Annotated in this window: 20 protein-coding genes; 12 read left to right on the forward strand and 8 right to left on the reverse strand. The window is 68.3% G+C overall.

All coding sequences use genetic code 11. The features are described 5' to 3' along the window. Window positions 1-24: 24 nt before the first annotated feature. Entirely contained in the window at window positions 25-783 is a 759-nt protein-coding gene (locus ACX80W_RS06505) for an SDR family NAD(P)-dependent oxidoreductase (RefSeq protein ID WP_459281542.1), read from the reverse strand. Window positions 784-1,029: 246 nt separating this feature from the next. On the opposite strand from ACX80W_RS06505, the gene ACX80W_RS06510 reads away from it, so the two are divergent. Further along, window positions 1,030-1,719 carry a nucleoside/nucleotide kinase family protein gene (locus ACX80W_RS06510; protein ID WP_459281543.1) on the forward strand — a complete coding sequence of 230 codons (690 nt, stop codon included), beginning with the start codon at window positions 1,030-1,032 and terminating at the stop codon, window positions 1,717-1,719. A 117-nt stretch (window positions 1,720-1,836) separates the two neighbouring features. Here the strand turns inward: ACX80W_RS06510 and ACX80W_RS06515 are convergent, their stop codons facing one another. Next, window positions 1,837-2,439, reverse strand: coding sequence for a CGNR zinc finger domain-containing protein (locus ACX80W_RS06515; protein WP_459281544.1), 603 nt, complete (start codon window positions 2,437-2,439; stop codon window positions 1,837-1,839). 100 nt (window positions 2,440-2,539) lie between these two features. Between ACX80W_RS06515 and ACX80W_RS06520 the strand changes: the two genes are divergently transcribed. Next, window positions 2,540-3,388 (forward strand): SDR family NAD(P)-dependent oxidoreductase, encoded by an 849-nt coding sequence (locus ACX80W_RS06520; RefSeq protein WP_459281545.1) that lies wholly within the window; start codon window positions 2,540-2,542, stop codon window positions 3,386-3,388. Window positions 3,389-3,543: 155 nt separating this feature from the next. Here ACX80W_RS06520 and ACX80W_RS06525 read toward each other — a convergent pair whose 3' ends face one another. After that, window positions 3,544-5,109 carry an FAD-binding oxidoreductase gene (locus tag ACX80W_RS06525; protein WP_459281546.1) on the reverse strand — a complete coding sequence of 522 codons (1,566 nt, stop codon included), beginning with the start codon at window positions 5,107-5,109 and terminating at the stop codon, window positions 3,544-3,546. 45 nt (window positions 5,110-5,154) lie between these two features. Next, window positions 5,155-5,529: a VOC family protein gene (locus tag ACX80W_RS06530; protein WP_459281547.1), complete on the reverse strand. Its 375-nt coding sequence runs from the start codon at window positions 5,527-5,529 to the stop codon at window positions 5,155-5,157. Window positions 5,530-5,777: 248 nt separating this feature from the next. On the opposite strand from ACX80W_RS06530, the gene ACX80W_RS06535 reads away from it, so the two are divergent. The 3 genes from ACX80W_RS06535 to ACX80W_RS06545 all read left to right on the forward strand — a co-directional run bounded on the left by ACX80W_RS06535 (window position 5,778) and on the right by ACX80W_RS06545 (window position 9,457). Next, window positions 5,778-7,190 (forward strand): FAD-binding oxidoreductase, encoded by a 1,413-nt coding sequence (locus ACX80W_RS06535; protein ID WP_459281549.1) that lies wholly within the window; start codon window positions 5,778-5,780, stop codon window positions 7,188-7,190. A gap of 324 nt (window positions 7,191-7,514) precedes the next feature. Next, window positions 7,515-8,435, forward strand: coding sequence for an NADP-dependent oxidoreductase (locus ACX80W_RS06540; protein WP_459281551.1), 921 nt, complete (start codon window positions 7,515-7,517; stop codon window positions 8,433-8,435). A gap of 44 nt (window positions 8,436-8,479) precedes the next feature. Then, on the forward strand, window positions 8,480-9,457 hold the full coding sequence (locus ACX80W_RS06545; protein WP_459281553.1) for an alpha/beta hydrolase: 978 nt from the start codon (window positions 8,480-8,482) through the stop codon (window positions 9,455-9,457). Between the two features lie 139 nt (window positions 9,458-9,596). Here the strand turns inward: ACX80W_RS06545 and ACX80W_RS06550 are convergent, their stop codons facing one another. Together ACX80W_RS06550 and ACX80W_RS06555 are read right to left on the reverse strand one after the other, a co-directional pair. Next, complete coding sequence (locus ACX80W_RS06550; protein WP_459281554.1) at window positions 9,597-10,523, reverse strand: SDR family NAD(P)-dependent oxidoreductase; 927 nt, start codon at window positions 10,521-10,523, stop codon at window positions 9,597-9,599. Window positions 10,524-10,745: 222 nt separating this feature from the next. Continuing rightward, window positions 10,746-11,579, reverse strand: a complete 834-nt coding sequence (locus tag ACX80W_RS06555) for a helix-turn-helix transcriptional regulator (RefSeq protein WP_459281556.1) — start codon at window positions 11,577-11,579, stop codon at window positions 10,746-10,748. Window positions 11,580-11,722: 143 nt separating this feature from the next. Between ACX80W_RS06555 and ACX80W_RS06560 the strand changes: the two genes are divergently transcribed. From ACX80W_RS06560 to ACX80W_RS06590, 7 genes are all read left to right on the forward strand, one after another. Next, window positions 11,723-12,733, forward strand: a complete 1,011-nt coding sequence (locus tag ACX80W_RS06560) for an acyltransferase family protein (protein WP_459281558.1) — start codon at window positions 11,723-11,725, stop codon at window positions 12,731-12,733. Window positions 12,734-12,963: 230 nt separating this feature from the next. Next, window positions 12,964-13,614: a GyrI-like domain-containing protein gene (locus ACX80W_RS06565; protein ID WP_459281560.1), complete on the forward strand. Its 651-nt coding sequence runs from the start codon at window positions 12,964-12,966 to the stop codon at window positions 13,612-13,614. 108 nt (window positions 13,615-13,722) lie between these two features. Next, window positions 13,723-15,069 carry a sensor histidine kinase gene (locus tag ACX80W_RS06570; protein ID WP_459281562.1) on the forward strand — a complete coding sequence of 449 codons (1,347 nt, stop codon included), beginning with the start codon at window positions 13,723-13,725 and terminating at the stop codon, window positions 15,067-15,069. Window positions 15,070-15,122: 53 nt separating this feature from the next. Next, a complete protein-coding gene (locus tag ACX80W_RS06575) occupies window positions 15,123-15,821 on the forward strand; it encodes a response regulator (protein ID WP_459281564.1) in 699 nt (232 codons plus the stop codon). A gap of 87 nt (window positions 15,822-15,908) precedes the next feature. Then, entirely contained in the window at window positions 15,909-16,790 is an 882-nt protein-coding gene (locus ACX80W_RS06580; RefSeq protein WP_459281566.1) for an ABC transporter ATP-binding protein, read from the forward strand. Beyond that, on the forward strand, window positions 16,787-18,025 hold the full coding sequence (locus ACX80W_RS06585; protein ID WP_459281568.1) for an ABC transporter permease: 1,239 nt from the start codon (window positions 16,787-16,789) through the stop codon (window positions 18,023-18,025). Before ACX80W_RS06580 ends, ACX80W_RS06585 begins: the two co-directional genes overlap by 4 nt. Before the next feature lie 155 nt (window positions 18,026-18,180). Further along, window positions 18,181-19,380, forward strand: coding sequence for an MFS transporter (locus ACX80W_RS06590; protein ID WP_459281570.1), 1,200 nt, complete (start codon window positions 18,181-18,183; stop codon window positions 19,378-19,380). On the opposite strand, the gene ACX80W_RS06595 is transcribed toward ACX80W_RS06590, so the two are convergent. Continuing rightward, the gene (locus ACX80W_RS06595) at window positions 19,377-20,441 is read right to left on the reverse strand and encodes an NHL repeat-containing protein (protein ID WP_459281572.1); all 1,065 of its coding nucleotides are present in this window, start codon (window positions 20,439-20,441) and stop codon (window positions 19,377-19,379) included. The genes ACX80W_RS06590 and ACX80W_RS06595 overlap by 4 nt on opposite strands. Then, window positions 20,438-21,289 (reverse strand): phytanoyl-CoA dioxygenase family protein, encoded by an 852-nt coding sequence (locus ACX80W_RS06600; RefSeq protein ID WP_459281574.1) that lies wholly within the window; start codon window positions 21,287-21,289, stop codon window positions 20,438-20,440. The genes ACX80W_RS06595 and ACX80W_RS06600 overlap by 4 nt, the downstream gene beginning before the upstream one ends. Window positions 21,290-21,291: the final 2 nt, after the last annotated feature.

Consider the following 21,291-nt stretch of genomic DNA (forward strand, 5'->3'; position numbering starts at 1 on the left):
GGTTCCGGGGCGTCCCACCAGCGGTCAGCGCAGGTAGGACGCCCCGTTTGCGTCCACCACGGTTCCGCTGACCCACTCCGGCGCCCCGGTCGCCAGCCACAGCACGACGGCGGCCACCTCCTCCGGCTCGGCGACCCGCCCGAACGGGCTCTGGGCACGGACGGCGTCGCCCTGGGCGCCCTGCAGCACGGGCCGTCCCATCCTGGTGTCGACGAACCCGGGGGCCACGGCGGCCGCGAAGATGCCGTGCGGCGCCAAGGCCACGGCGAGCGACTGGGTCATTGAGTGAAGCGCCGCCTTGCTCGCACCGTAGGCGGGGGTGGTCGGCTCGCCCCGGTAGGCCCCGCGGGAGCCCACGCTGATCAGCCGTCCGCCCACGGGTCCCCGGGAGCGGTGGAGCAGGTGGTCGGCCAGCAGCCAGGACAGGTTGGCGGGGCCCATCAGGTTGACCTCAAGGGTGCGGCGCCACGCCTGCTGCCACTGCTCATAGGAGGTGCCGTCGACCGGGTGCGAGGTAAAAATCCCGGCATTGTTGACCAGCACGTCGATGCCGTCGAGCTCCCGCACCGCCTCGGCGAAGACCCGCCCGCAGCCCTCGGGCGAGGCTAAATCGCCGACGACGACGGCGTGGCCGCCACCGGGCAGACCCGCGCGCACCCGCTCCGCGGCGTCGGCGTCGTGACCTGCGTGCACGGCCACCCGCTGTCCGGCGTCGGCGAGCGCATACGCAATCGCGGCACCGATGCCCCGCGCGGCGCCTGTCACTAGGGTCGATGTCGTCATTTCCGCGACGATACCGAACCCGGGCCCGGCTGGCTATCGGGGGGCCTTGGCGTCCTCGGCCGGGTGGGGCAGCTTCATCGACTTCCCGGCGAAGACTCCAACCGGCGGGGAGACACGCCACGTGGCCGAGGGGTACCGCCGGCGTGGTGACGTGCGGCGGGAGGCGGATGCGCCGTGTCCCGGTGGCGGACCGCTCCCCGCCCCGGCACAATGGCGGGACATCCCGCACCGACGCGAAGAGGAGCCGTGGCAGCTGAGACGATACGGGTGAGGAACCCCGCCGACCTCGAGCGGTTCCTCCCCCGGCCCGACGACGGCGGGCCGGCCCTCCTTGGCATCACCGGGTCCCCGGGCGCGGGCAAGACGACCCTGGCCCGTGCGCTCGCCGGAGCGCAGCCCGGCGGACGCGGATACATCCCGATGGACGGGTTCCACCTGGCGGACCGGGAATTGGCCCGGCAGGGACTGCTCGGAAGGAAGGGCGCCCCGGAGACCTTCGACGCCTTCGGGTACGCCGAACTCCTGGCACGGCTGCGCCGTGGACCGGGCCACACCGTCTACGCGCCGGCCTTCGAGCGGGAGATCGAACAGCCTCTCGCCAACGCACTGCCGATCCCTCCCGGGCTTTCCCTGCTGATCACGGAGGGCAACTACCTCCTCGTGGACGCACCCGGCTGGCGCGAGGTACGCGCGCAGCTGAGCGAGGTGTGGTTCGTCGGCGTCGATCCGTCGCTGAGGGTGGAGCGGCTCCTCGACCGGCACGTGCGGTTCGGCAAGTCCGAGGGGGCCGCCCGGAGCTGGGTCGAGGGGGTGGATGAGCAGAATGCACGGCTCATCGAGGGCACCCGGGCGGCCGCCGACCGGGTCTTCGACCTCACGGACCTCACCGCCCCGGGCGTCGACGTCCTGCCGGAGCGCCGGCCCGCGGACAGCTGAAGGCCCGGACGGTGCGTGCCCCGGGCCGGTGGCCGGCGGGCGTGCCGTTACGCGGTTCCGAGGTGGTGCTTGAGCGCGGCGAGGGCTTTCACCGGCCAGGGTACCGGGTTCTGGTGCTTACGCGTCCGCCGTCACGCTCTGCGCCGCGGCGCTGGCCTTGCGCTGTCGGTAGGAGCGCATGGACATCTTCGCGCCGCAGGGATTCGCACTGCAGTAGGCGCCGGCTGAATTCCTGGTCCGATCGTAGAATGCCGTCCTGCACTGCGGGTTGCCGCAGGCCTTCACCCGGTGCCACCGCCCTTCGATCGTGGTGACGGTCAGGGATGCCACCAGCTGGCCCAGGATTGCGGCGAATCCCGATTGGAGCGGAACAAGCTTCTGCCCGTGCGCGAAGGGCGTGGCGGTGAGGGGGTGGGCTGCACCAACCTTCGCGATGACCTCCCGCGCCCGGGTTACCTCCTCCTCGGAAACAGCATGGGCCGCGTTGTGGAGCATGCTCACGACCAGGGCATCGCGGAGTTCTTTCGCCGCGGCGAGGTCCGCAGGCGTAATGGACAGGCCCTTGGGTGCCCCCATGTTCCGGGCCAGCCAGCGGGAGAGCTCTTCGGGGTCCGCCCATTCCTCGTCTTTGACGGCGGTCGCCTTGGTGTTGGTGAAGGCCAGCAGGGCTTCCGCTCCGGGGGTGGGTGCCAGGACCGAGGCGCTAGATAATGTACTCACCCGTCCAGTATACGACAAGGGATGAGCGAAGACGTTTTGAACCTAACAAAGTTCAGCTAGGGGCTTGTATGTAATGTTCTAAGGTACTACACTCCTCACCATGATTTCCTCACAGACGCCCACCGAGGCAAAGGCATGGTTCATCACTGGGGCATCGAGCGGCATCGGCCGGGAGCTGGTTCTCGCCGCATTGGGCCGGGGAGATAGCGTCGCAGCACTGTCGCGCAGGACCGCGCCGCTGGACGACCTCGCGCGCGAATACCCGGACCGCTTACTGCTGCTGAATGCCGACGTCGCCGACGAAGGGGCGGTCAGCGCCGCCGTTTCGCGCACTGTGTCGGATTTCGGAACGATCGACATCGTGGCGAACAACGCCGGGTACGGGCTCTTCGGCGCCGTGGAGGAAGCAAGCGATGCGCAGACGCGTGCCATCTTCGACACCAACGTCTTCGGCGTCCTCAACGTCCTGCGTGCCACCCTTCCGGTGCTGCGGGCCCAGGGAAGAGGGCTGATCCTGCAGGGTTCATCGCTCTACGGACAGTTCGCACACTCGGGCGTGGGCATGCTCGCCGCGACGAAATTCGCAGTGGAAGGACTCTCGGAGGCCCTGGCCCAGGAACTTGCACCCCTGGGCATCAAGGTCAGCATCGTCGAGCCGGCTGCCACGGAAACACCGTTCCTCGCGAACCTCGCGTTCGCCGAGCCCATCGGGGACTATGACGGAACCGTGCGGGCAGTTCAGAAGGCACTCGGGGAGATTCCGGCCGGGTCCGGAGTCGATCCCACCGCCGCTGTCGCTGCGCTGATGGCCGTGGTCGACTCCGACACCCCTCCCCTCCGGATCGCCCTGGGCACGGACGGTGCGAACAAGATGCGCGAAGCATTGAAGGGGCGTCTGTCCGAGATGGATGACTGGGCCTCCGTCGCCGCTTCGGCGGACGGGAACTGACACCTCAGCAACCACACACCCGGTGACAGGCCGGCGTCCGCCGGCCTGTCACCGGACTCGACGGCGCCGCGGTTCCGGGCTCGACGGCGCCGCGGTTCCCGGCGGGCAGACCCGCCGGCTCTTCACCTCCCCCGGAGTTGAAGGGCCGGGCCCGGCTATGCCGGCCGGAAGGCTGGAGTGGCAAAGACTCCTGCTGGGTCGACCCGGGCCCGGATCTCGGCCAGCCGCGCGGCGTTGGTCCCGAAGTAGGCGGCCCCCGGGTCGGCCAGGGTTGAGTCCGAGTAGTTGAAGTACGCGCCGTCCCCCCAGAACGGGACCATACTGGAGCGCGATTCCCGGACGAACCCGTCGAAGGGAGCCGGGTCCGCGCCCTCATCGTACGTGGCGGTGTACTGGACGGTTGCGTAGGCGCCCCGGTGGCCGAAGCCGGTGGAGGCGTCCGGCAGGTCGCGGACCGCGCCGCCGAGGGCATCCATCGACACCGCCGCCTCGACGGCACCGAGTTCGTGGCCGCGCAGGCACCTCTCGACGAGCGCGGCGGCACCGTCGGCGTCCAGCAGTTCGTACGGGACGTGGGAGGTGGCGCTGAAGGCCTCCCGCTGGAGCGCCCCGCCCTCGCCGGTGGTGCACTGCTCGACGAGGACCCCCGTGCACCCGGCGTAGCCGAACATGACGTCGGTGTAGGTCCGGTCCGGCTGCACGCTGTTCACCAGCGGCAGTGCCCTTGAGGCCTCATGCAGGCCGGCGAGCTGGCCGTCGATCTCGGCGGACGGGCCGGTCCAGGTCGCCGTCAGCTGGATCGTCGGCCCGTCGTGGCGGGCCCCGCTGAGCAGCTTCAGCGTCGACCACAGCCGGGGATCCGCCCCGGGCGCCCACCGCTGCCAGGCGAGGATCACCGGCACCGCATCGGCGAAGGCCCACTCGAGGAACACCGTGGTGATGGTGGGAGCGGGCACCGTCTCGAACGTCAGGGAGGTGACGATGCCCACCTGGCCGCCCCCTCCGCGGCAGGCCCACAGGAGGTCCTCGTTCTCCCCGGCGCCGGCGGTCACCACCTCCCCGCCGGCCGTGACAATCTCCACGGACCGCAGGGCGTCCGAGGTCAGCCCGTACGCCCGGGTCAGCACTCCGACGCCCCCGCCCACCGTCAGTCCGGCGACGCCGACCGTGGCGCAGGAGCCACCCGCGATCGCCCGGCCCCTGGCGCCCACCGCGTCATAGACCTGGATCAGGGAGGCCCCGGCCCCGACGACGGCCGTACCCGAGTCCCCGACTGTAATGCCGGACAGGCCCCGCAGGTCGATGACGAGCGACGGCGCCAGCCCCGCCTGGCCCACCTCGCCGGAGGAATACCCTGAATAGCCGTGCCCTCCGGAGCGGACGACGAACGGCACCCCCTCCTGTTCAGCGAAGCGGACGGCCTGCGCGACGTCCTCGGCCGTGGCCGCCGCGAGCACGGCGAGCGGCAGAGCGCCGTCAAAGCGCGGATTCTCGACCCTCTTGGCGTCGGCGTACCCCTCCGCACCCTCCAGGTACAACCGCCCGCCGATCCTCGACCGGAGGTCCTCCCAGTCGGGCCCGGCAGGCGGCTGATTCGGGGTGGGCGGGGGCTGGGTAGGCGCGGCCGGCGGCTTGGGAGGCAGGGAACAGGCGGCCAGCACGGCGGCGGATCCGCCCAGGATCACCGAAGCGAGGAAGGTCCTCCGGTTTGTGAAAAGCATTATTCGAGCCTACGCGCGTGGGGTCGGGCGTCAGCGCGGGTCCCCTCAGGCGGGAGGGGGCGGGATCTCCTGAAGGACCCACCGGTTGCCGTCCGGATCGGCGAAGAAGGCGAAGGCGAATCCGCCAAGGTCCTGGGGTTCACTGATGGGGGCTCCGCGGCTGACGAGCTCGGTCCGGGCCGCCGTCATGTCCGGCACCACGAGCTGGAGTCCCTCAAGGCTTCCGGGCACCATGCTGTGCATGCCGGTGCCGATCACGATCGAGCAGGACGATCCCGGCGGAGTCAGCTGAACGACCCGCATCCCGGGGATGTGCTCGGCGTCGTGGTCGAGCTGAAAGCCGAGGACGTCGGTGTAAAAAGTCTTGGCCCTGTCCACATCGGCGACGGGCACCTGGACAACCTCAAGGCGGAGTTCCATGACCGCCACCCTACGGCAGAACGGCGGGCCGCGGGCGTAATTGTGCGGCCCGCCCGGAACCCGCTGTGCCGGCCGGGCCCCGGAGCGGCCACCGGTTCCCTGCGGACGATGCCGCCTGCCCGCGTAACCCAATGGTCGTGCCGTTGACCGTTCAAATCGGCGCGCCGGATAATGAACCCGCCGCGTTTCCCCGCGGACTCAGACGGAGCCCGGACGCAGCCGTTGGGTGGATCATGCACACTCCCCTTATGCCCAGCCATGACGGGGCGGCGGCCGCCGTCCTCGCCCTCAATGCGGCCACCTCCGGGGAGGTGATTGACGAATACCATCCGGAGTACGACAGCGCCCGGCGCGTCTGGAACGCCATGATCGACCGCCGTCCCGCCGCCATCCTCCGGGTCGCGGGCGAGGACGACATCGCCGCGGCGATCCGTTGCTGCATCGAACACCAGATGCCCCTCGCCGTCCGCGGCGGCGGCCACAGCGTGGCCGGCAACGGTACGGTCGACGGCGGCATCGTGCTCGACCTCGGCGCACTGTCCGCGGTGGACGTCGACGCCGACCGGGGATTGGTGCGGATCGGCGGCGGGGCGACGCTGGCGCAGGTTGACGCCGCCACAGAACCCCACGGGCTGGCCGTACCCCTGGGCGTGGTCTCGGCGACGGGCGTAGGGGGGCTCACCCTGGGCGGGGGCATGGGATGGTTGACCCGGCCCTATGGGTTGAGCATCGACAACCTGGTCTCCGCGCGCGTCATCACCGCGTCGGGGGAAGTAGTCGAGGCGGACGACCGGCAGAATCCCGACCTGTTCTGGGGCCTGCGGGGCGGGGGTGGCAATTTCGGTGTCGTCTCCTCCTTCACCTTCCGGGCGCACCGCCTCCCCCGGCCGCTCTACGCCGGCAACCTCGTCTACACCCCGCGTACCTGGGAGACGGCGCTGGCCGCCTACGCGGCCTGGACCGGGACCCTCCCCGATGAGTTGACCAGCATCCTGACCTTCATCACCCCGCCGCCGCACTGGGAGATGGGCAGCGATCCGCTCATGGTCGTCGGGTTCCTATGGGCCGGCGGCGACCAGAAAGCCGGGGAAGCGCTCATTGAGAAGCTGCGCGCAGCGGCGCCTCCGGAGATGGAGGAGGTGGGGGAGGCCACCTGGACCGGCTGGCAGTCCGCCGTGGACGAACTTTTCCCCAGGGGCGTGCGCGCCTACTGGCGCAATGCCGCGCTGAAGCATCTCTCACCGGAGGTCCAGGCGATCCTGCTCCGCCGCGCCGCCGAACAGACCTGGCAGGGCACGGCCTTCGACGTCCACCACATGGGCGGGGCCCTCGCCCGGGTGCCGGCCGGCGCCACCGCCTTCCCCGACCGCCAGGCGCCCTACTGGTTGAACATCTACGGATTCTGGACCGACGACGGCGACGACGGGCGCAACGTGGGGTTCGTCAAGGCGCTCTCCGGGGACATCGCCCCGCATGCCGCGCCCGGCCGGTACGTCAACTTCATGGGTGCTGAGGAACCGGCCGAAGCCGACCCGGGCACCCGAGCCCCGGACGAGACGGCCGTCTACCGCGGGGAGGTCTTCGACCGCCTCACCGCGCTCAAGACCGAGGTCGATCCGCGGAACGTCTTCCGGCTCAACCACAACGTCGCGCCCCGCTGACGGGAGGGCGGCCTTACACCCGCCGCCTCCCGGGGCGCGGCGGGTTGCGCCCGGAAGGGTAATGTTGCGGCGATTTGGGTGATCCTGAGGGGCCCTTGAGGTCCCGCCGGAATAATGTCCGTCATTCACAGGTTCCAACAGCATGCAGAAAACGGGGTCGGCCACATATCACTCAAATGAGTGGTCGGCCACGTTCGAGGGAGCGGATCAACCTCCGCGGCGTTCCCTGCAGCCCCCGGCGGGAACCGGCGGCACCGCCCCAGACACGGGCATCAACCACACCTTCCAGCTCTTCCCCTAATACCTAGATTCTAAGGACGCATCATGAAAGCGCATCTCCTCAACAGCTACGGCCCCGACTCCCTCACCCTCGGCGAGGCAGACGAACCCACCACGGCGGCCGGCCAGGTGAAGGTCTCCATCGAAGCCATCGGCATCAATCCACTGGACTGGAAGTTCAGCAACGGCTACCTCGCCGAAATGTTCCCGCTGCCCCTGCCGGCCGTGCTCGGGACCGACATCGCCGGCACGGTGCTTGAGGTCGGGGACGGCGTCGAGGGCTTCGCCGTCGGCGATCGGGTTGTCGGCTTCGCCGACAGTGGAGCCTTCGCTGAGAACGCCGTCACCGGCGCCGCCCGGCTCGCGCCGATCCCCGACGGCCTGACGGCCGAGCAGGCGGTCACCCTGGCCACCTCCGGTGAAACCTCACAGCGTGGCCTGTCACTGCTGGCGCCGTCGCCGGCGTCCACCGTCGTCGTCAATGGTGCGGCCGGCGCCGTGGGCAGCGCCGTCGTGCAGATCCTCGTCGCGGACGGCCACACGGTCATCGGCACCGCCAGCCCCGAGAACCACGACTACGTCCGCTCCCTGGGCGCAAAGCCGGTGACCTACGGCGAGACCATGGTCGACGAGATCACGGCCGTGGCACCCCAGGGCGTCGACGCCGGGTTCGATACGGCGGGACAGGAATTCATCGCACGCCTCTCCGGGCTCGTGCCGGCGTCCCGAATCGTCACGATCGTTGACTTCGCCGCCGGCGCCCAAGGTGCGATCGTCGCAGCCGGCGATCCCACCGCCCTCACCGCCGAGACCCTCCCCCCGGTGCTCGACCTCGCCGCCCTCGGCGCCTTCCGCACCGAGATCGCCCGGAAGTTCCCCTTCGAGCAGGTCCCCCAGGCCCTGGCCCTCAGCCAGGGCGGACACCTCCGCGGCAAGATCGTCGTCTCCGGAGCCAACCCGGCCTGAGCCCGGGCCTCCCTCCCCCACCTCCAACTTTCAAAAGGAAAATCATGACCACCACCCCCATCCGCCCGCCGTACGACCCAGAACTTGCCGAGCTGCTCGACAACAGCCCGCTGCCCTCGACAGTCACCGCCGAGATGATCGATTTCCTTCGGGCCAACCCGTTCGGCCCCACCCTCGAGGACCTCCTCGCGGTGCGCCCCCTCTCCCACCGCGAACACGCCATTACCCGCCCGGGTGGTGACATCACCGCTTCGGTGTTCACCCCGACGGATAAGGATGCATCGGCTCCGGCGATCTACTTCCTGCACGGCGGCGGAATGATCATCGGCAACCGCTTCACCGGCATCGGGCACGTGCTCGACTGGGCCGTTGAGCACCGTGCCGTCGTGGTCTCGCTCGAGTACCGGCTCGCCCCCGAGAGCCCGGCCCCGGGCCCGGTGGAGGACGCCTACGCTGGACTGCTCTGGCTGGTCGAGAACGCAGACGAACTCGGGGTGGATCCCGAGCGGATCTTGATCGCCGGGACCTCCGCCGGTGCAGGCCTCTCGGCCGGCGTGACGCTGCTGGCCCGTGACCGGAAGGGCCCGGCCCTGATCGCGCAGATGCTGCTGAGCCCCATGCTCGACGACCGCGACGCCACCGCCTCCAGCCACCAGTACACGCAGACCGGGTCGTGGAGCCGGGAGAGCAATTCCACGGGCTGGGACGCCCTGCTGGGTGAGCGCCGCGGGACCGATGACGTCGACATCTACAGCGCCCCGGCGCGGGCGACGGACCTCACGGGCCTGCCGCCGGCGTTCATCGACGTCGGATCGGCCGAGGTCTTCCGCGACGAGGACGTCGCCTACGCGTCCCGCCTCTGGGCGGCCGGGGTGCAGGCGGAACTGCATGTCTGGGCCGGCGGTTTCCACATCTTCGACGGTGCGGCACCCGAGGCGCTGTTGTCGGTCGCCGCCGTCGCCGCGCGGGACTCCTGGATGGGGCGCACCCTCGGGCGGCTCCCTTCGGCCGACGCAGCCTAGGGGCTCCTGGCCCTTTGTCGGTGCCGCGCGGCCGACGACACCGATAAAGCGGGCCCTACCCGTCCAACGCGGACGGCGCGCCACTCGAGGTGGAGCCGGCAGCAGCGGTGGTCATGATTGTCTGCTTCGTCGTCAGGGATCAGGCAGAGCGCCGGGCCAGGAGCTCCAGAGACAGGTCCCAGAGCCGGTCGGCGTTTGCGGCGTCGAGGGCATAGACCGCGACGCCGGTGTAGTCGGGGCTGCGGTGGTCGACGACGGGTGCTTCGTTGACGTCCTCGAAGTAGCGCCCGCCGACGCCCTCAAGGTCCGGCGAGGTCGCCACGTACAGGGAGGTGGCGGCTCCCTGCTGCGGGGTCTTCTGGCGTTCGACCGGTGTGCGCAGGCCGCCGGTGTGGCGCTGCAGGTTGGTGGCGATAGCACCCGGCATGACCGCGTTCGAGGTGATGCCGTCCTTCCCCCACCGACGGGTCACCGCCACAGCGAACAGGGCCGAAGCGGTCTTTGACTGGCCGTACGCGAGGAACGCGTCGTAGGGAATGAAGTTGAAATGCGGGTCGTCGAAGAGGACCGGGGCGAACAGGTGTCCGCTGGAACTCAGCGACACGATGCGGGCGTCGCCCGCCGCGGCCAGTGCCGGATGGAGGACCTGGGCGAGGGCGAAGTGGCCGAGATAGTTGGTGGCGAACTGCATCTCCCACCCCTCGGCGGTGCGTTCCAGTTCGGGCAGGGCCATGATGCCCGCGTTGTTGACGAGCACGTGCAGGGGCCCGGTCCACGCGTCGGCGAACTCAGTGATCGAGGTGAGGTTGGCGAGGTCGATCCGGCCGAGGGAAATGTTCCGGTTGCCCGTCGAGGCACGCAGTTCCTCGACGACCGGGGCAGCGGCCTCCAGGTTCCGGACGGCGAGGGTCACCTCGGCGCCGATCCTGGCGAACGCGCGGGCGGTTTCAATGCCAATGCCGGAGGCGCCGCCGGTGATGACGACGCGCCTGCCGGCGAAGTCGATGCCCTCGGTGACATCCGAGGTGGTCGAGGAGAAACCGAACGGGGTGGTGATGCGGGTCATGATGGAGAACTTCTTTCATCGGGGAGAGGATCGTGCGGAGGGGCCCGGTGTCCTGCCGGTTGCGCCGGAATGTGCTGATGGGCGGCGGGTGGGGCTCCGGATAGAAGTGTGCTCTCACCCGAAGGCGGTAGGTAGAACCCTGTCTTTCATGGGAATGCCGGGGCTACCTTCGGCCGCTGACCCTCTCCTGGGCAGCGGCCGGCTCCTGCCGCCGAGAATCCGCTACAGGAGCCGGGCGAGCCGTTCCAGGGCTGCGGCGGAGGGGCTGCCGGGCGCGGCATGGTGGATGACGAGCAGGTGGCCGTCGGTTCCGGTGACGGCGAGCTTCTCGTGGAACAACTCCAGGTCGCCGACCGCGGGGTGGTGCAGGATGCGGTGCCCGGCGACCTTGGGGCGGACGTCATGCCGGTTCCAGAGCTGCAGGAAATACGCGCTGCGTCCGGAGAGGTCTGCGACCAGGCGCACGAGGCGGGGATCGTTGGTCCGTTCTCCGACCGAAGCACGCAGCCCTGCCACGGCTTCGCGCATCACCTGGTCGTAGTCCTCATAGAGTTCGCGTTCGGCGGGATCGAGGAAAGCCTCCCGGAGCACATTTGTACCGGGTGCGTTACGGGGCGAGAGGGCGATCGCGAGCGGATTGGCGGCCAGCACGGTCATGAACCGGTCCTGCACGAAGGCCGGCACGTTGCCGATGGTGCCCAGAAGCTGCATCAAGCCCGGCGCAACAGTGTCCGGGGCCGCCACGCCCTCCGCGGTTGGTACGGGGGCGGCGGCGCCGGAGCGTGGCTGGGCCAGCCGGTGGAGGTGCAGGGTCGAAGGTGGGTCGAGCATCAGGGCCCGTGCCAGTGCATCGAGGATCTGCGGTGACGGGTGGTGGTCCCTGCCCTGCTCGAGGCGGACGTAGTAGTCGACGCTGATTCCCGCCAGCTGCGCGACTTCCTCCCGCCGCAGCCCGGCGACCCGGCGCCGGCCATAGGTGTGGAGATCGACGTCCTGGGGACGTACGAGCTTCCTCCTCGCCTTGAGGTAGTCGCTGAAGGCCGGGTTCTTCTGCACGAACCCAATCTAGACCTGCGTCCGGGCCCATCGCTCCGCTCGGGCAAGGCTGCGCCAATCCAGAACCAGCTGTGACGGACCATCCGGATCCACCCCGACACCGAACCTCACCTAAGCGAACCCACGGGCAGCACACAGGTTCGATGAGACTCGACGGGGAGGCCGCCATCAGTACTTTCACTGAGACACGCACACTGTGGCTGGACAGCTGCCGTGGCGTCGCCATCCTCCTGGTCGTCGTGCTGCATGCGGGCGAGGTCCTTCGAATAACCGTCGGCCCGACTCCGGGCGTCGACCAGTTCAACCTCTTCCTCGAGCCGTTCCGCATGCCCGTGCTCACGTTCCTGTCCGGGGTCCTGCTGCCACAGTCGATGGCCAAGACCGGGCGGGAGTACTTCGCCGGCAAGGTCTCCAGGGTGGCCTGGCCGTACGTTCTCTGGTCCCTGATCATTCTCGCTGCAAGCGGCGACCTCAGCCCTGCAGCGGTGACCCAAATCTTCCACCATTCGCCGACCTACCTCTGGTACCTCTCGTTCATCCTCGTCTTTTACGCCCTCGCCTATCCGCTGCGACGCGTCCCGCCGCTGCTGATCGCCGGCACCGGAATGGGCGTGTCGTTTGTGTTCACCGACGGCAGCCGCCCGGAGACCATGGCCTTTCTCTCAGCGTTTTTCTTCTTCGGGGCCTGGTGCGCCCAGCACTTGCAGGAGATCGCGGGATTCATCGGGAAGTCATGGGTCCTGGCTGTTGCCGGTGCGTGCGCGGTGGCAGTCGGCGTATTGAACGTGGCGGGGTGGGAGGTGCTGTACCAGGGGGAGTTCACGTGGGGGGTGGCCGGGGCGCTCGTGATCGTGTGCTGGTTCTTCCCCCGGCTCCCCGCCGGACCGGTGACCGCTGCACTCGAATTCGTCGGACGCCACTCGATCGTGTTCTACGTCGCCCATCTCGGACCGATCATGATCACCCTCGCCCTCGCCGACGCGATCGGCTCCGCCGGGGCATGGTACGTTTTGCCGCTGTTGCTGCTGGTTGGCATTGGCGTCCCGCTCGGGCTCGCCTGGGTCTACTCAACCCGCCAGCACGCCTCAGTGACGCTGTTGTTCGAACTGCCCGCGTTGAAGCAACGCCGGGGGCAACGAATAAGGAGCCTCTGAGCCAGTGCAGAAGTCCGCAAAGTCACCTCAAAGCTCATCAAGGGCGGGATTCCCCTTTGTTGAAAATAGCTGATGTGAGACCTATTGGGGAGGGCCGTGATTCTCTACCGGACCTGATTCGGGGATAATTTCGATCCTGACATGTCCTAGGACGACGTCGCGCCGTGCACCCGTCTGCCGGGGCGCAGTCCGGGTTCTCTCCGGGTTGCGCTGCGGCTCATCGTCGAATCATGAGGCACCTCCCTGTGAAGATAGACTTCAAGAAGCGGATCGCGACCTACATTGCGGCGAGCGGCCGGTTCGACATTGTCACCGTGCCAACGATGCGGTTCCTCATGATCGACGGCCACGGGGACCCGAATACGTCCGAAGCCTACAAGGACGCCCTGGCGACACTTTATCCCGTCGCCTACAAGCTGAAGTTTTTCAGCAAGAGCGAGCTTGACCGCGACTACACCGTGATGCCGCTCGAAGCTCTGTGGTGGTCCGAAAACATGGACTCCTTCACCGCCGGCCGCAACAAGTCCCAGTGGGACTGGACCGTGATGATCATGGTTCCCGACTGGATTGAAGACGAACACGTCCACGCCGTCCGGCGGGCCCTTGAAGGTAAAGGCGGGGCACCCGCACTGGCCGCTCTCCGCTGTGAACCGCTCGAGGAGGGCCTGTCGGTTCAGACCCTTCATATCGGCGCCTTCGACGATGAAGGTCCGGTCCTGAGGGCGATGCACCGCGAATTCATCCCCTCGCGCGGCCTGCGGATGACTGGTAGACATCATGAGATCTACCTCAGCGATCCACGCCGAACCGCACCCGCAAGGCTTAGAACGATCCTGCGCCAGCCCGTCGTCCCGGTGAACAGACACGGGCCGGCAAGCTGAAGTGAACGCTGGTACTGGTCCTTCCGGACTAGACCTCTCGGGGGATCCACCCGGAGGGCGGCTCTCGCTACACTACGCAGGGACGATCCGGAGGGTGCTGCTGTCGACATGCCGAACATATTGAGCCGTTTCCTGCCCGAAACGGGTTCCGAGGAGAGTCGGTGGGAGCGGCCTGGTCCCACCTCCGACCAGCAGCGTGCGGACTTCATCGGCGTCCTCATTTTTCTCCTCGTGAGCGCCGTCACCCTTGAGCTGAGCCGCGGCGCGGGAGCGATGGCCGAGGAACGCAGCCCGATCTGGCTACAGCACGCGGTCCTTGCCCTGATGATCCTTCCGCTCGTGCTGCGGCGCCGGTTCCCGGTCGCCGTGATGCTCGCAATGTCAGCCCTCTTCATCGCCCTGGGGCTGTGGATTCCCGCTCTTTCGCTTCAGCTCTCATTCCAGGTGGCGTACTTCGCCTCGCTCTACTCGGCGGTGGCCTGGGCGAAGGACCGCCGGGTGCTGTGGCTTGGGACCACCGTGGTGGTGGTCGCGATGGCGCTGTGGCTGATTCTCGCACTGACCGTGTCATCGACGTTCGACGGGCTGATCGAGAGCATCGAGGAGGGCGACGAAACGTCGAGGGGGTTCCTTGATCCACTCACCTCAATAGCCCTCTACAACTCGATCGTGAATATCGCCTACTTCGGGGGTGCCATCCTCGTCGGTCTGTCCTCCTGGCGGAACGCCCTTCAGCGGGCGCAGCTGGCGGAACAGGCCGAGAGGATCGCCCGCCAGTCCGCGGAGCTGGCCCGGCGGGCGGTCATCGGCGAACGCCTGCGGATCGCGCGGGAACTGCACGACGTCGTCGCGCACCATGTGTCGGTAATCGGCGTCCAGGCGGGGGCTGCCCGCCGCGTCCTGGACCGGAAGCCAGAGGCCGCCTCCGAAGCCCTGCACACGATCGAGCAGGTCAGCCGCCAAGCGGTGACGGATATGCGGGGCCTGTTGGGAGTGCTCCGCTCGGGAACCCTCGACGAAGGCCTCAAGGAGAATGAAGGACGCCATCCCGAGCCGGGCCTTGCCGACCTTGATGCATTGGCCGAGAGCCAGCGTGCCTTCGGCCTTGAGGTAGATTTCGCCCGGGTCGAGGATGTGCCGGGTGCCCTCGAGGAGGTGTCGGCGCCGCTCGCCCTGTCCGTGTACCGAACCGCCCAGGAGTCCCTGACCAACATCCGGCGCCACTCGACCGCGTCGGCCGCCGTGCTCACCCTGCGCACCGGACGATCGGGCGGGCAGCGCTGGGTCGAACTTGAGACGGTGGACAACGGCAGGCCGCGCCAGCACGCGCAGTCCGGCTCCGGGTACGGGCTGCAGGGGGTCCGCGAGCGCGTGGCACTGCACCGCGGCACCGCGGAAATAGGACCCCGCTCCGACGGCGGGTGGCGGGTCCGCGCCCGTTTCCTGCTTCACTGAATCCGCAGCGCACAGCCACCCCACCGCCGACCTCCAACACCGGAAAGAACGCAATGGATCCAATTCGAGTACTGCTTGCCGACGACCAGCGCCTGGTCCGCGCGGGTTTCGCCACGATGCTCTCCGTCGAGGACGGCATCGAGGTGGTGGGCCAGGTGACCAACGGGCAGGAGGCGGTGGACTTCGCGGCCTCCCGGGACGTCGACGTCATCCTCATGGATGTGCAGATGCCGGTGATGGACGGCATCCGGGCCACCGAACTGGTCACGGCGGAGGGGCGGGGGAAGGTCATCATCCTCACCACCTTCGAACGCGACGATTACCTTTTCGATGCCATCAGGGGCGGAGCGAGCGGCTTCCTGCTGAAAAACGCCGACCCCGAAGACCTCGTCGCAGCGGTGAGGGCGGTTGCGGGCGGATACGCACTGCTCGCACCCGAGGTCACGGTGCGGGTCATTCAACAGTTCGCCAGCCAGCTCGGCGGCCGGAACTCTCCACCGGCGCAACGGCAGCCCAGTCCGGAACAGCGGCAGAAACAGGCCCTGCTCGCTCCCCTGACCCAGCGCGAGAAGGAAGTCCTGACGTGCATGGCGGCGGGCCTGAGCAACGCGGAGCTGGCCACCAAGCTGTCCCTTGCCGAGGCGACAGTGAAATCCCATGTCTCGTCCCTTTTGGCGAAGATCCAGGTGCGCGACCGCGTGCAGGCAGTGGTCTTCGCCTACGAGAGCGGGCTCATCCGTCCGGGTGAATGAAAGTTCCACCTTTCGGCTCATCCCTCCCGGGGCCGGTCTCTATAGATTGAGTGAAGGACGCCATCCCACGGCCCAACGGAGGAACCCATGCTGCAGGTGCAGAACCTGACCCGACGCTTCGGCGAGCACACCGCCGTCGACGACGTCACCTTCTCGGTCCCCTCAGGGAAGATGACCGGGTTCGTCGGAGCGAACGGCGCAGGAAAGACAACGACCATGCGGATGATCATGGGAGTACTCACGGCGCACGCCGGGGAGGTCCTGCTCGACGGCCGCCCCGTCACCGCCGACGACCGGGCAACGTTCGGGTACATGCCCGAGGAACGCGGCCTCTACCCCAAGCAGCCCATCATCGATCAGCTCATCTACCTCGGACAACTGCACCGGATGAGCCAGGGGGATGCACGATCCCGCGCCCAGGAACTGCTCGAACGCTTCCAGCTCGGTGACCGCCGGAAGGACAAGCTGGAGTCGCTGTCACTGGGCAACCAGCAGCGGGTCCAGATCGCAGCCTCACTCCTGCACCGGCCGTCGGTGCTGATCCTCGATGAACCCTTCTCCGGACTCGATCCCGTCGCCGTTGACTCCATGGTGGAGCTACTCCGCGAGCACACGGCCCAGGGGGTGCCGGTCCTGTTCTCCAGCCACCAGCTCGACCTCGTGGACCGCCTGTGCGACAACCTCGTGATCCTGCGGAAGGGCCGGCTGGTGACCTCCGGCAGCGGCGATGAACTCCGTGCCGCCGCCCCACGCCGCCACCGGCTCACGGTATCGCCCGACGCCGGGTGGGTGCGGGAGGAAGCAGGGGTCACCGTCATCGACGTCGCGGGCCAGGACGCCGTCGTGGAACTGGACAACGACGACGACGCGCAGCGGCTCCTCACCGCCGCCATGGCACGCGGCCGCGTGCACGAATTCAGCCGGGTCCGGCCAAGTCTCAGCGAAATCTACCGGGGGGTATCCCAATGAGTACCATCACGAAACTCCAGCACGCCGGGCACCAGCCCGAAGGTGCTCCGCCCTCCGTCCCGGGCGGCACCCAGCCGGCCTGGCTGATCGTCACGCTGCGCGAGGTGATGGTGAAGACGAAGGACCGCGGTTTCGCGATCTCCACCCTGGTGACCCTGGTCCTGATCGTCGCGGGCGTGGTGTTCAACGCCTACATGGACAACCGCGGCGACGACTTCTCCGTCGCCGTCGCCTCGAACGCCGGCCGGTCCGTGGTGGCGCTCGCGGACGAGGAAGGCAGGGCCGACGACGGCAACACCGCCTTCGAGGCGGTGGTTGTCGGGTCCGACGACGCCGCCCTGGACCAGGTGCGCAGCGGGGACGTCGACGCCGCGCTCCTGCAGAACGAGGATCGTCTTTGGACGCTGACCGGCAAGGAGGAGCTTTCCCCGGGGCTGAGCGGTGGGCTCGGTGCCGCGCTGGAGAGCTTCGCCCTGAGCACCAACGCCGCCGCCACCGGAATCTCCGCCCAGGAACTGCTCGCCGGGTCGGAGCTCGAACAATCCCTGCTTGAGGGCAGCACCGAGAACCAGGCCGTCGCCTCCGTAGCGGGGTTCGCTTTCGGCTTCCTGTTCTACATGGCGGCAATCATCTTCGGCCTGCAGATCGCGAACTCGGTCGTGGAGGAAAAGCAGAACCGGGTGGTCGAAATCCTCGCCACCGCCATCCCCATCCGGCAACTGCTGTACGGGAAGGTCCTGGGCAACACCATCCTCGCCATGGTGCAGCTGGCGATGTACGGCGGAGCCGCGCTCCTAGCCCTCAACCTCACTGGCACCTCCGACCTCGTGGGTGGCATCATTCCGGCCTCCGGCTGGTTCCTCGTGTTCTTCCTCTTCGGCTTCCTGATCCTCGCGGCGATGTGGGCGGTGCTTGGATCACTGGCCAGCCGGCCGGAGGACCTGAACAACAGCTCCGCGCCGGTGCTGGCGCTGATCCTCGCGGCGCTGGGCGCCGGCCTGTTCGCCACCGGGCAGCTGCTGGTCGTTGCCTCCTATGTGCCCGTCGTGTCATCCGTCGCCATGCCCATCCGCATGCTCAACACCGAGGTGGCCCTGTGGGAGCCGATCCTGTCACTGGTGATCGCGCTGGCGGCCGCGGCGGCGCTCATCCACCTCGGCGAGAAGATCTACCGCCGTGCGGTGATGCAGCCCGGAGCCCTGTCCCTGCGGAAGGCCATGAAGCTGGAGCAGTAAGGGGGGGTGTGCCTTGTCCGGGGACGTGCAGGGCCGCTCGCACCTGGTCCCTCGCCACCGCACGTAGTGGAGTGGCTGCGCCACGCTCGTCCTGACTAGGGTGGAAGTGGATTGCGCCGCGAGCGCTCATTTTCCAAAGGATGGAAGACCGCACGATGCCCACTACCGCCCGGCACGCGCCGAACCGCACCGCCAGGTTCGGCCTCGCCTTTATCGGGGTTCTGCTCATCGCAGTGAACCTTCGGATCTCCTTCGTCAGCGTGGGACCCGTACTCGCGAACATCAGCGCCGACCTTCAGCTGTCGAGTGCCGCAGCGGGATTCCTTACGGGACTTCCGCTGATCGCCTTCGCCGTCTTCTCCCCCCTGGCGCCCGGCTTCGCCTCCCGTCTGGGTCTGGACCGGGCGCTGTGGATGTCCCTGCTGATCCTCGCCGTGGGCATCGTGTCCCGTTCCCTGCCCGTGCCCGGCTTTATCTGGGCCGGCACCGCCCTGATCGGCCTGGCCATCGCGTTCCTCAACGTCCTCGTGCCTTCCCTCGTCAAGCGTGACTTCCCTGGGCGGGTCAGCCAGATCACCGGAAGCTACACCGCCACCCAGGCCGCCTTCGCCGCCCTAGGGGCCGCCGTCGTCGTTCCGGTGGCGCAAACGTCCCCCGCGGGATGGCGGCTCGCCCTCGGCATCTGGGTGGGGCTGGCCCTCATCGCCCTGGCGGTGCTCCTGCCCTGGCTGCGCCGGCACTCGTCCGACCCCGCGCACGCGACGACGGTGCGGACCCCCTACCGGTCACCCTGGGCTTCGGCCCTGGGCTGGCAGGTGACGATCTTCATGGGACTGCAGTCGATCGCCTTCTACGTCCTGACCGCCTGGCTGCCCACCATCGAACAGAGTTGGGGGATCTCCGCCACCACCGCGGGGATCCACCTCTCCGTTTTCCTGCTGGTCAGCGTCTTCGCCAGCCTCGCCACCGGAGGGATCCTGCACCGCGGGCGGGATCAACGGCTCATCTCCTTCACGACCAGCGCGTTCATGCTCCTGACCTTCCTCGGGCTGGCCCTCGCGCCGGACCTCATCCTGCTGTGGGTCCTGCTGGGGGCGGTGGGGTGCGGAAGTTCGATCGTCATCGCCCTGTCGCTGTTCAGCCTCCGCAGCGTGAACTACCCGCAGGCGGCCTCCCTGTCCGGCATGGCGCAGTCCGTCGGCTACGGACTGGCCGCCGCGGGTCCGGTGCTGTTTGGGGGCCTCCGCGATATGAGCGGAGGCTGGACACTTCCGCTGCTCACCACTGCGGCCGTCATGGCGGTACTCGCCGGTACGGGCCTGCTCGCCGGCCGCAACCGGGTGATCAGCCCCTAGGCAGGCGTGAGCATGATCAGCCGCCCACCGATCACCCACTCCGACACGGCGATGCTGCCTGCAGCATTGACCGCAATTCCATGAGGGCTGCGGAATATACCGGCTTTGAACGGTGGGCGGTCCATCACGTCGCCGTCCAGGACGTTGGGCCAGCCCTCCTCCGTCGATTCGAGCGCGGAGCCCAGCACCGCGGCGGGATTGTCGGAACGGTCAAAGGCGACGATCGCGCCGAACAGTTCGGTGACCCACAGCAGTTCGCCGTCGAGGGCGAAGCCGGACGGGCTCGTTAAGCGGCCCGCGCCGAACGTCCGCAGGAACGTTCCGTCCGTGCCGAGCACCACGATCCGCCGGTTACCCCGGTCGGCCACGAGCAGTTCCGGAACAGCCGGTCGGGTGTCGAGAAGTATTCCGTGCGGAGAATTGAAGACCGTTCCGCTGCCGGCCCCGTCCGAACTCCAGAGCAGGTCGCCTTCCCGGGAGAAGCAGTGCACAAAGCTCTGACCGTACCCGTCGGCGACCCAGATCCGGCCGCCCTGGTCCCGGGGTTCGCTCGTCACTCCGGTGGGCCGCCATTCCTTCGCCCCGTCGGGCAACTGGCCGGAATCCAGGGTTTGGAGAACCCGCCCCGATGAGTCCGCGCGGATGACCCGGCCGGGGCGGTCGGTCTCGAGGTCATTGCCACGGTCGCGGTATCCGTACTTGTGTCCGTTGTCGGCAATCCAAATGGAGTAGGTGGAATCGAACGCGTCCACGCTCATCCCGTGGCATTCGGTGACGTCGAGATCCTCCAAACGCCGGGCGGTTCCGCCGTCCAGGTGGACAAGGGCCCGTCCGTCCGGAGAGGCGACAAAAAAGTCCTCACCGTTCGGTCCGACGACGACGCCGTGGTGCGACCACGCCCGCGTCGGCACTGGATGGGTCGTGTATTCGGTCCAGCGGTACCGCCGTCCGCCGAGCTCGACATCGACCGCGGCGGACGGCGTCTCCGCGTCCCAGGGCCCGGCCGCGGGGATCGGCGCAACGACGGCGTTGTCCCCGGCTGATCCAGCGAGCGCGCTCACAGTCCGTCGTCCTCGTTCCAGTGCTCCTGCCAGCGCCAGTCGATCGGCTCCGAGGCACGCTGATAGCGGATGTCGGTGGACAGCCGAACCCGGTTCTGCGGGTCCACGTTGTCGGTGCTGGCATGCACCACGTAGGAGGAGTGGACCATGACGTCACCGGCCCGGTAATTGGCCATCAGCCAACGGGCATCATGTTTGTCGGCGAGGCCCGGCAGGTCCGCGGTGATGGAGGCGGCCGGTGGCCGGTTTCCCCGGTCGCGCTCGTCGGCCATCGCCCAGTGATGGCTGCCCTCGAGGTAGGTCAGACCGCCCTGTTCGGCCGGGCAGTCCCCCAGCGGGATCCACATCGAAAGGACCCGCTCGCTGCCCTCGCGCAGGTACACCAGGTCGTAGTGGGCCTGCGTCGCGGTCCCGATGCCCGACTCCCCCGGGCGGATGTGACGGATGATCCTGCGCTTGTGGAGGTGGACGTCATCGCCAAGGAACCACTCGAACCAGCCCTTGATATCCGGGTGTGTCGTCAGGGCCTCGTACCGCGGCCCGGGCACGATGCCGTTGAAGAGCACGTCGCGGATCCTGGCCCGATCCAGCTCCCCTGCCGCTCCGATTCCGGCGGCGGGGCTGGTTCCGCGCTCGATGAGGCCCGTGTCGGACAGCATGGCGAAGTAGTACTCGCGGAAGCTGTTGACCAGGCTTGGATCGAGCTGCTGCGGCAGGTACAGATACCCGTCGCGCCGGAGCCTGGCCCACAGCGCATCCTTGTCGCTGCGGATCGCATCCGGTACCGGTTCGATCCACCCAAGTCGTGCCGGTGCATCGTCGAGGGCGTATCCGTTTGAGGTGAACATAG

The sequence above is a fragment of the Arthrobacter melezitosi genome (genome assembly GCF_054511055.1).

Coding starts and splice junctions, on each gene's coding strand:
- ACX80W_RS06570 (WP_459281562.1), top strand. CDS start 13,723: ATGCCGAACATATTGAGCCGTTTCCTGCCCGAAACGGGTTCCGAGGAG.
- ACX80W_RS06550 (WP_459281554.1), bottom strand. CDS start 10,523: ATGACCCGCATCACCACCCCGTTCGGTTTCTCCTCGACCACCTCGGAT.
- ACX80W_RS06580 (WP_459281566.1), top strand. CDS start 15,909: ATGCTGCAGGTGCAGAACCTGACCCGACGCTTCGGCGAGCACACCGCC.
- ACX80W_RS06585 (WP_459281568.1), top strand. CDS start 16,787: ATGAGTACCATCACGAAACTCCAGCACGCCGGGCACCAGCCCGAAGGT.
- ACX80W_RS06565 (WP_459281560.1), top strand. CDS start 12,964: ATGAGGCACCTCCCTGTGAAGATAGACTTCAAGAAGCGGATCGCGACC.
- ACX80W_RS06590 (WP_459281570.1), top strand. CDS start 18,181: ATGCCCACTACCGCCCGGCACGCGCCGAACCGCACCGCCAGGTTCGGC.
- ACX80W_RS06520 (WP_459281545.1), top strand. CDS start 2,540: ATGATTTCCTCACAGACGCCCACCGAGGCAAAGGCATGGTTCATCACT.
- ACX80W_RS06540 (WP_459281551.1), top strand. CDS start 7,515: ATGAAAGCGCATCTCCTCAACAGCTACGGCCCCGACTCCCTCACCCTC.
- ACX80W_RS06505 (WP_459281542.1), bottom strand. CDS start 783: ATGACGACATCGACCCTAGTGACAGGCGCCGCGCGGGGCATCGGTGCC.
- ACX80W_RS06545 (WP_459281553.1), top strand. CDS start 8,480: ATGACCACCACCCCCATCCGCCCGCCGTACGACCCAGAACTTGCCGAG.
- ACX80W_RS06530 (WP_459281547.1), bottom strand. CDS start 5,529: ATGGAACTCCGCCTTGAGGTTGTCCAGGTGCCCGTCGCCGATGTGGAC.
- ACX80W_RS06575 (WP_459281564.1), top strand. CDS start 15,123: ATGGATCCAATTCGAGTACTGCTTGCCGACGACCAGCGCCTGGTCCGC.
- ACX80W_RS06560 (WP_459281558.1), top strand. CDS start 11,723: ATGAGACTCGACGGGGAGGCCGCCATCAGTACTTTCACTGAGACACGC.
- ACX80W_RS06525 (WP_459281546.1), bottom strand. CDS start 5,109: ATGCTTTTCACAAACCGGAGGACCTTCCTCGCTTCGGTGATCCTGGGC.
- ACX80W_RS06600 (WP_459281574.1), bottom strand. CDS start 21,289: ATGTTCACCTCAAACGGATACGCCCTCGACGATGCACCGGCACGACTT.
- ACX80W_RS06535 (WP_459281549.1), top strand. CDS start 5,778: ATGCCCAGCCATGACGGGGCGGCGGCCGCCGTCCTCGCCCTCAATGCG.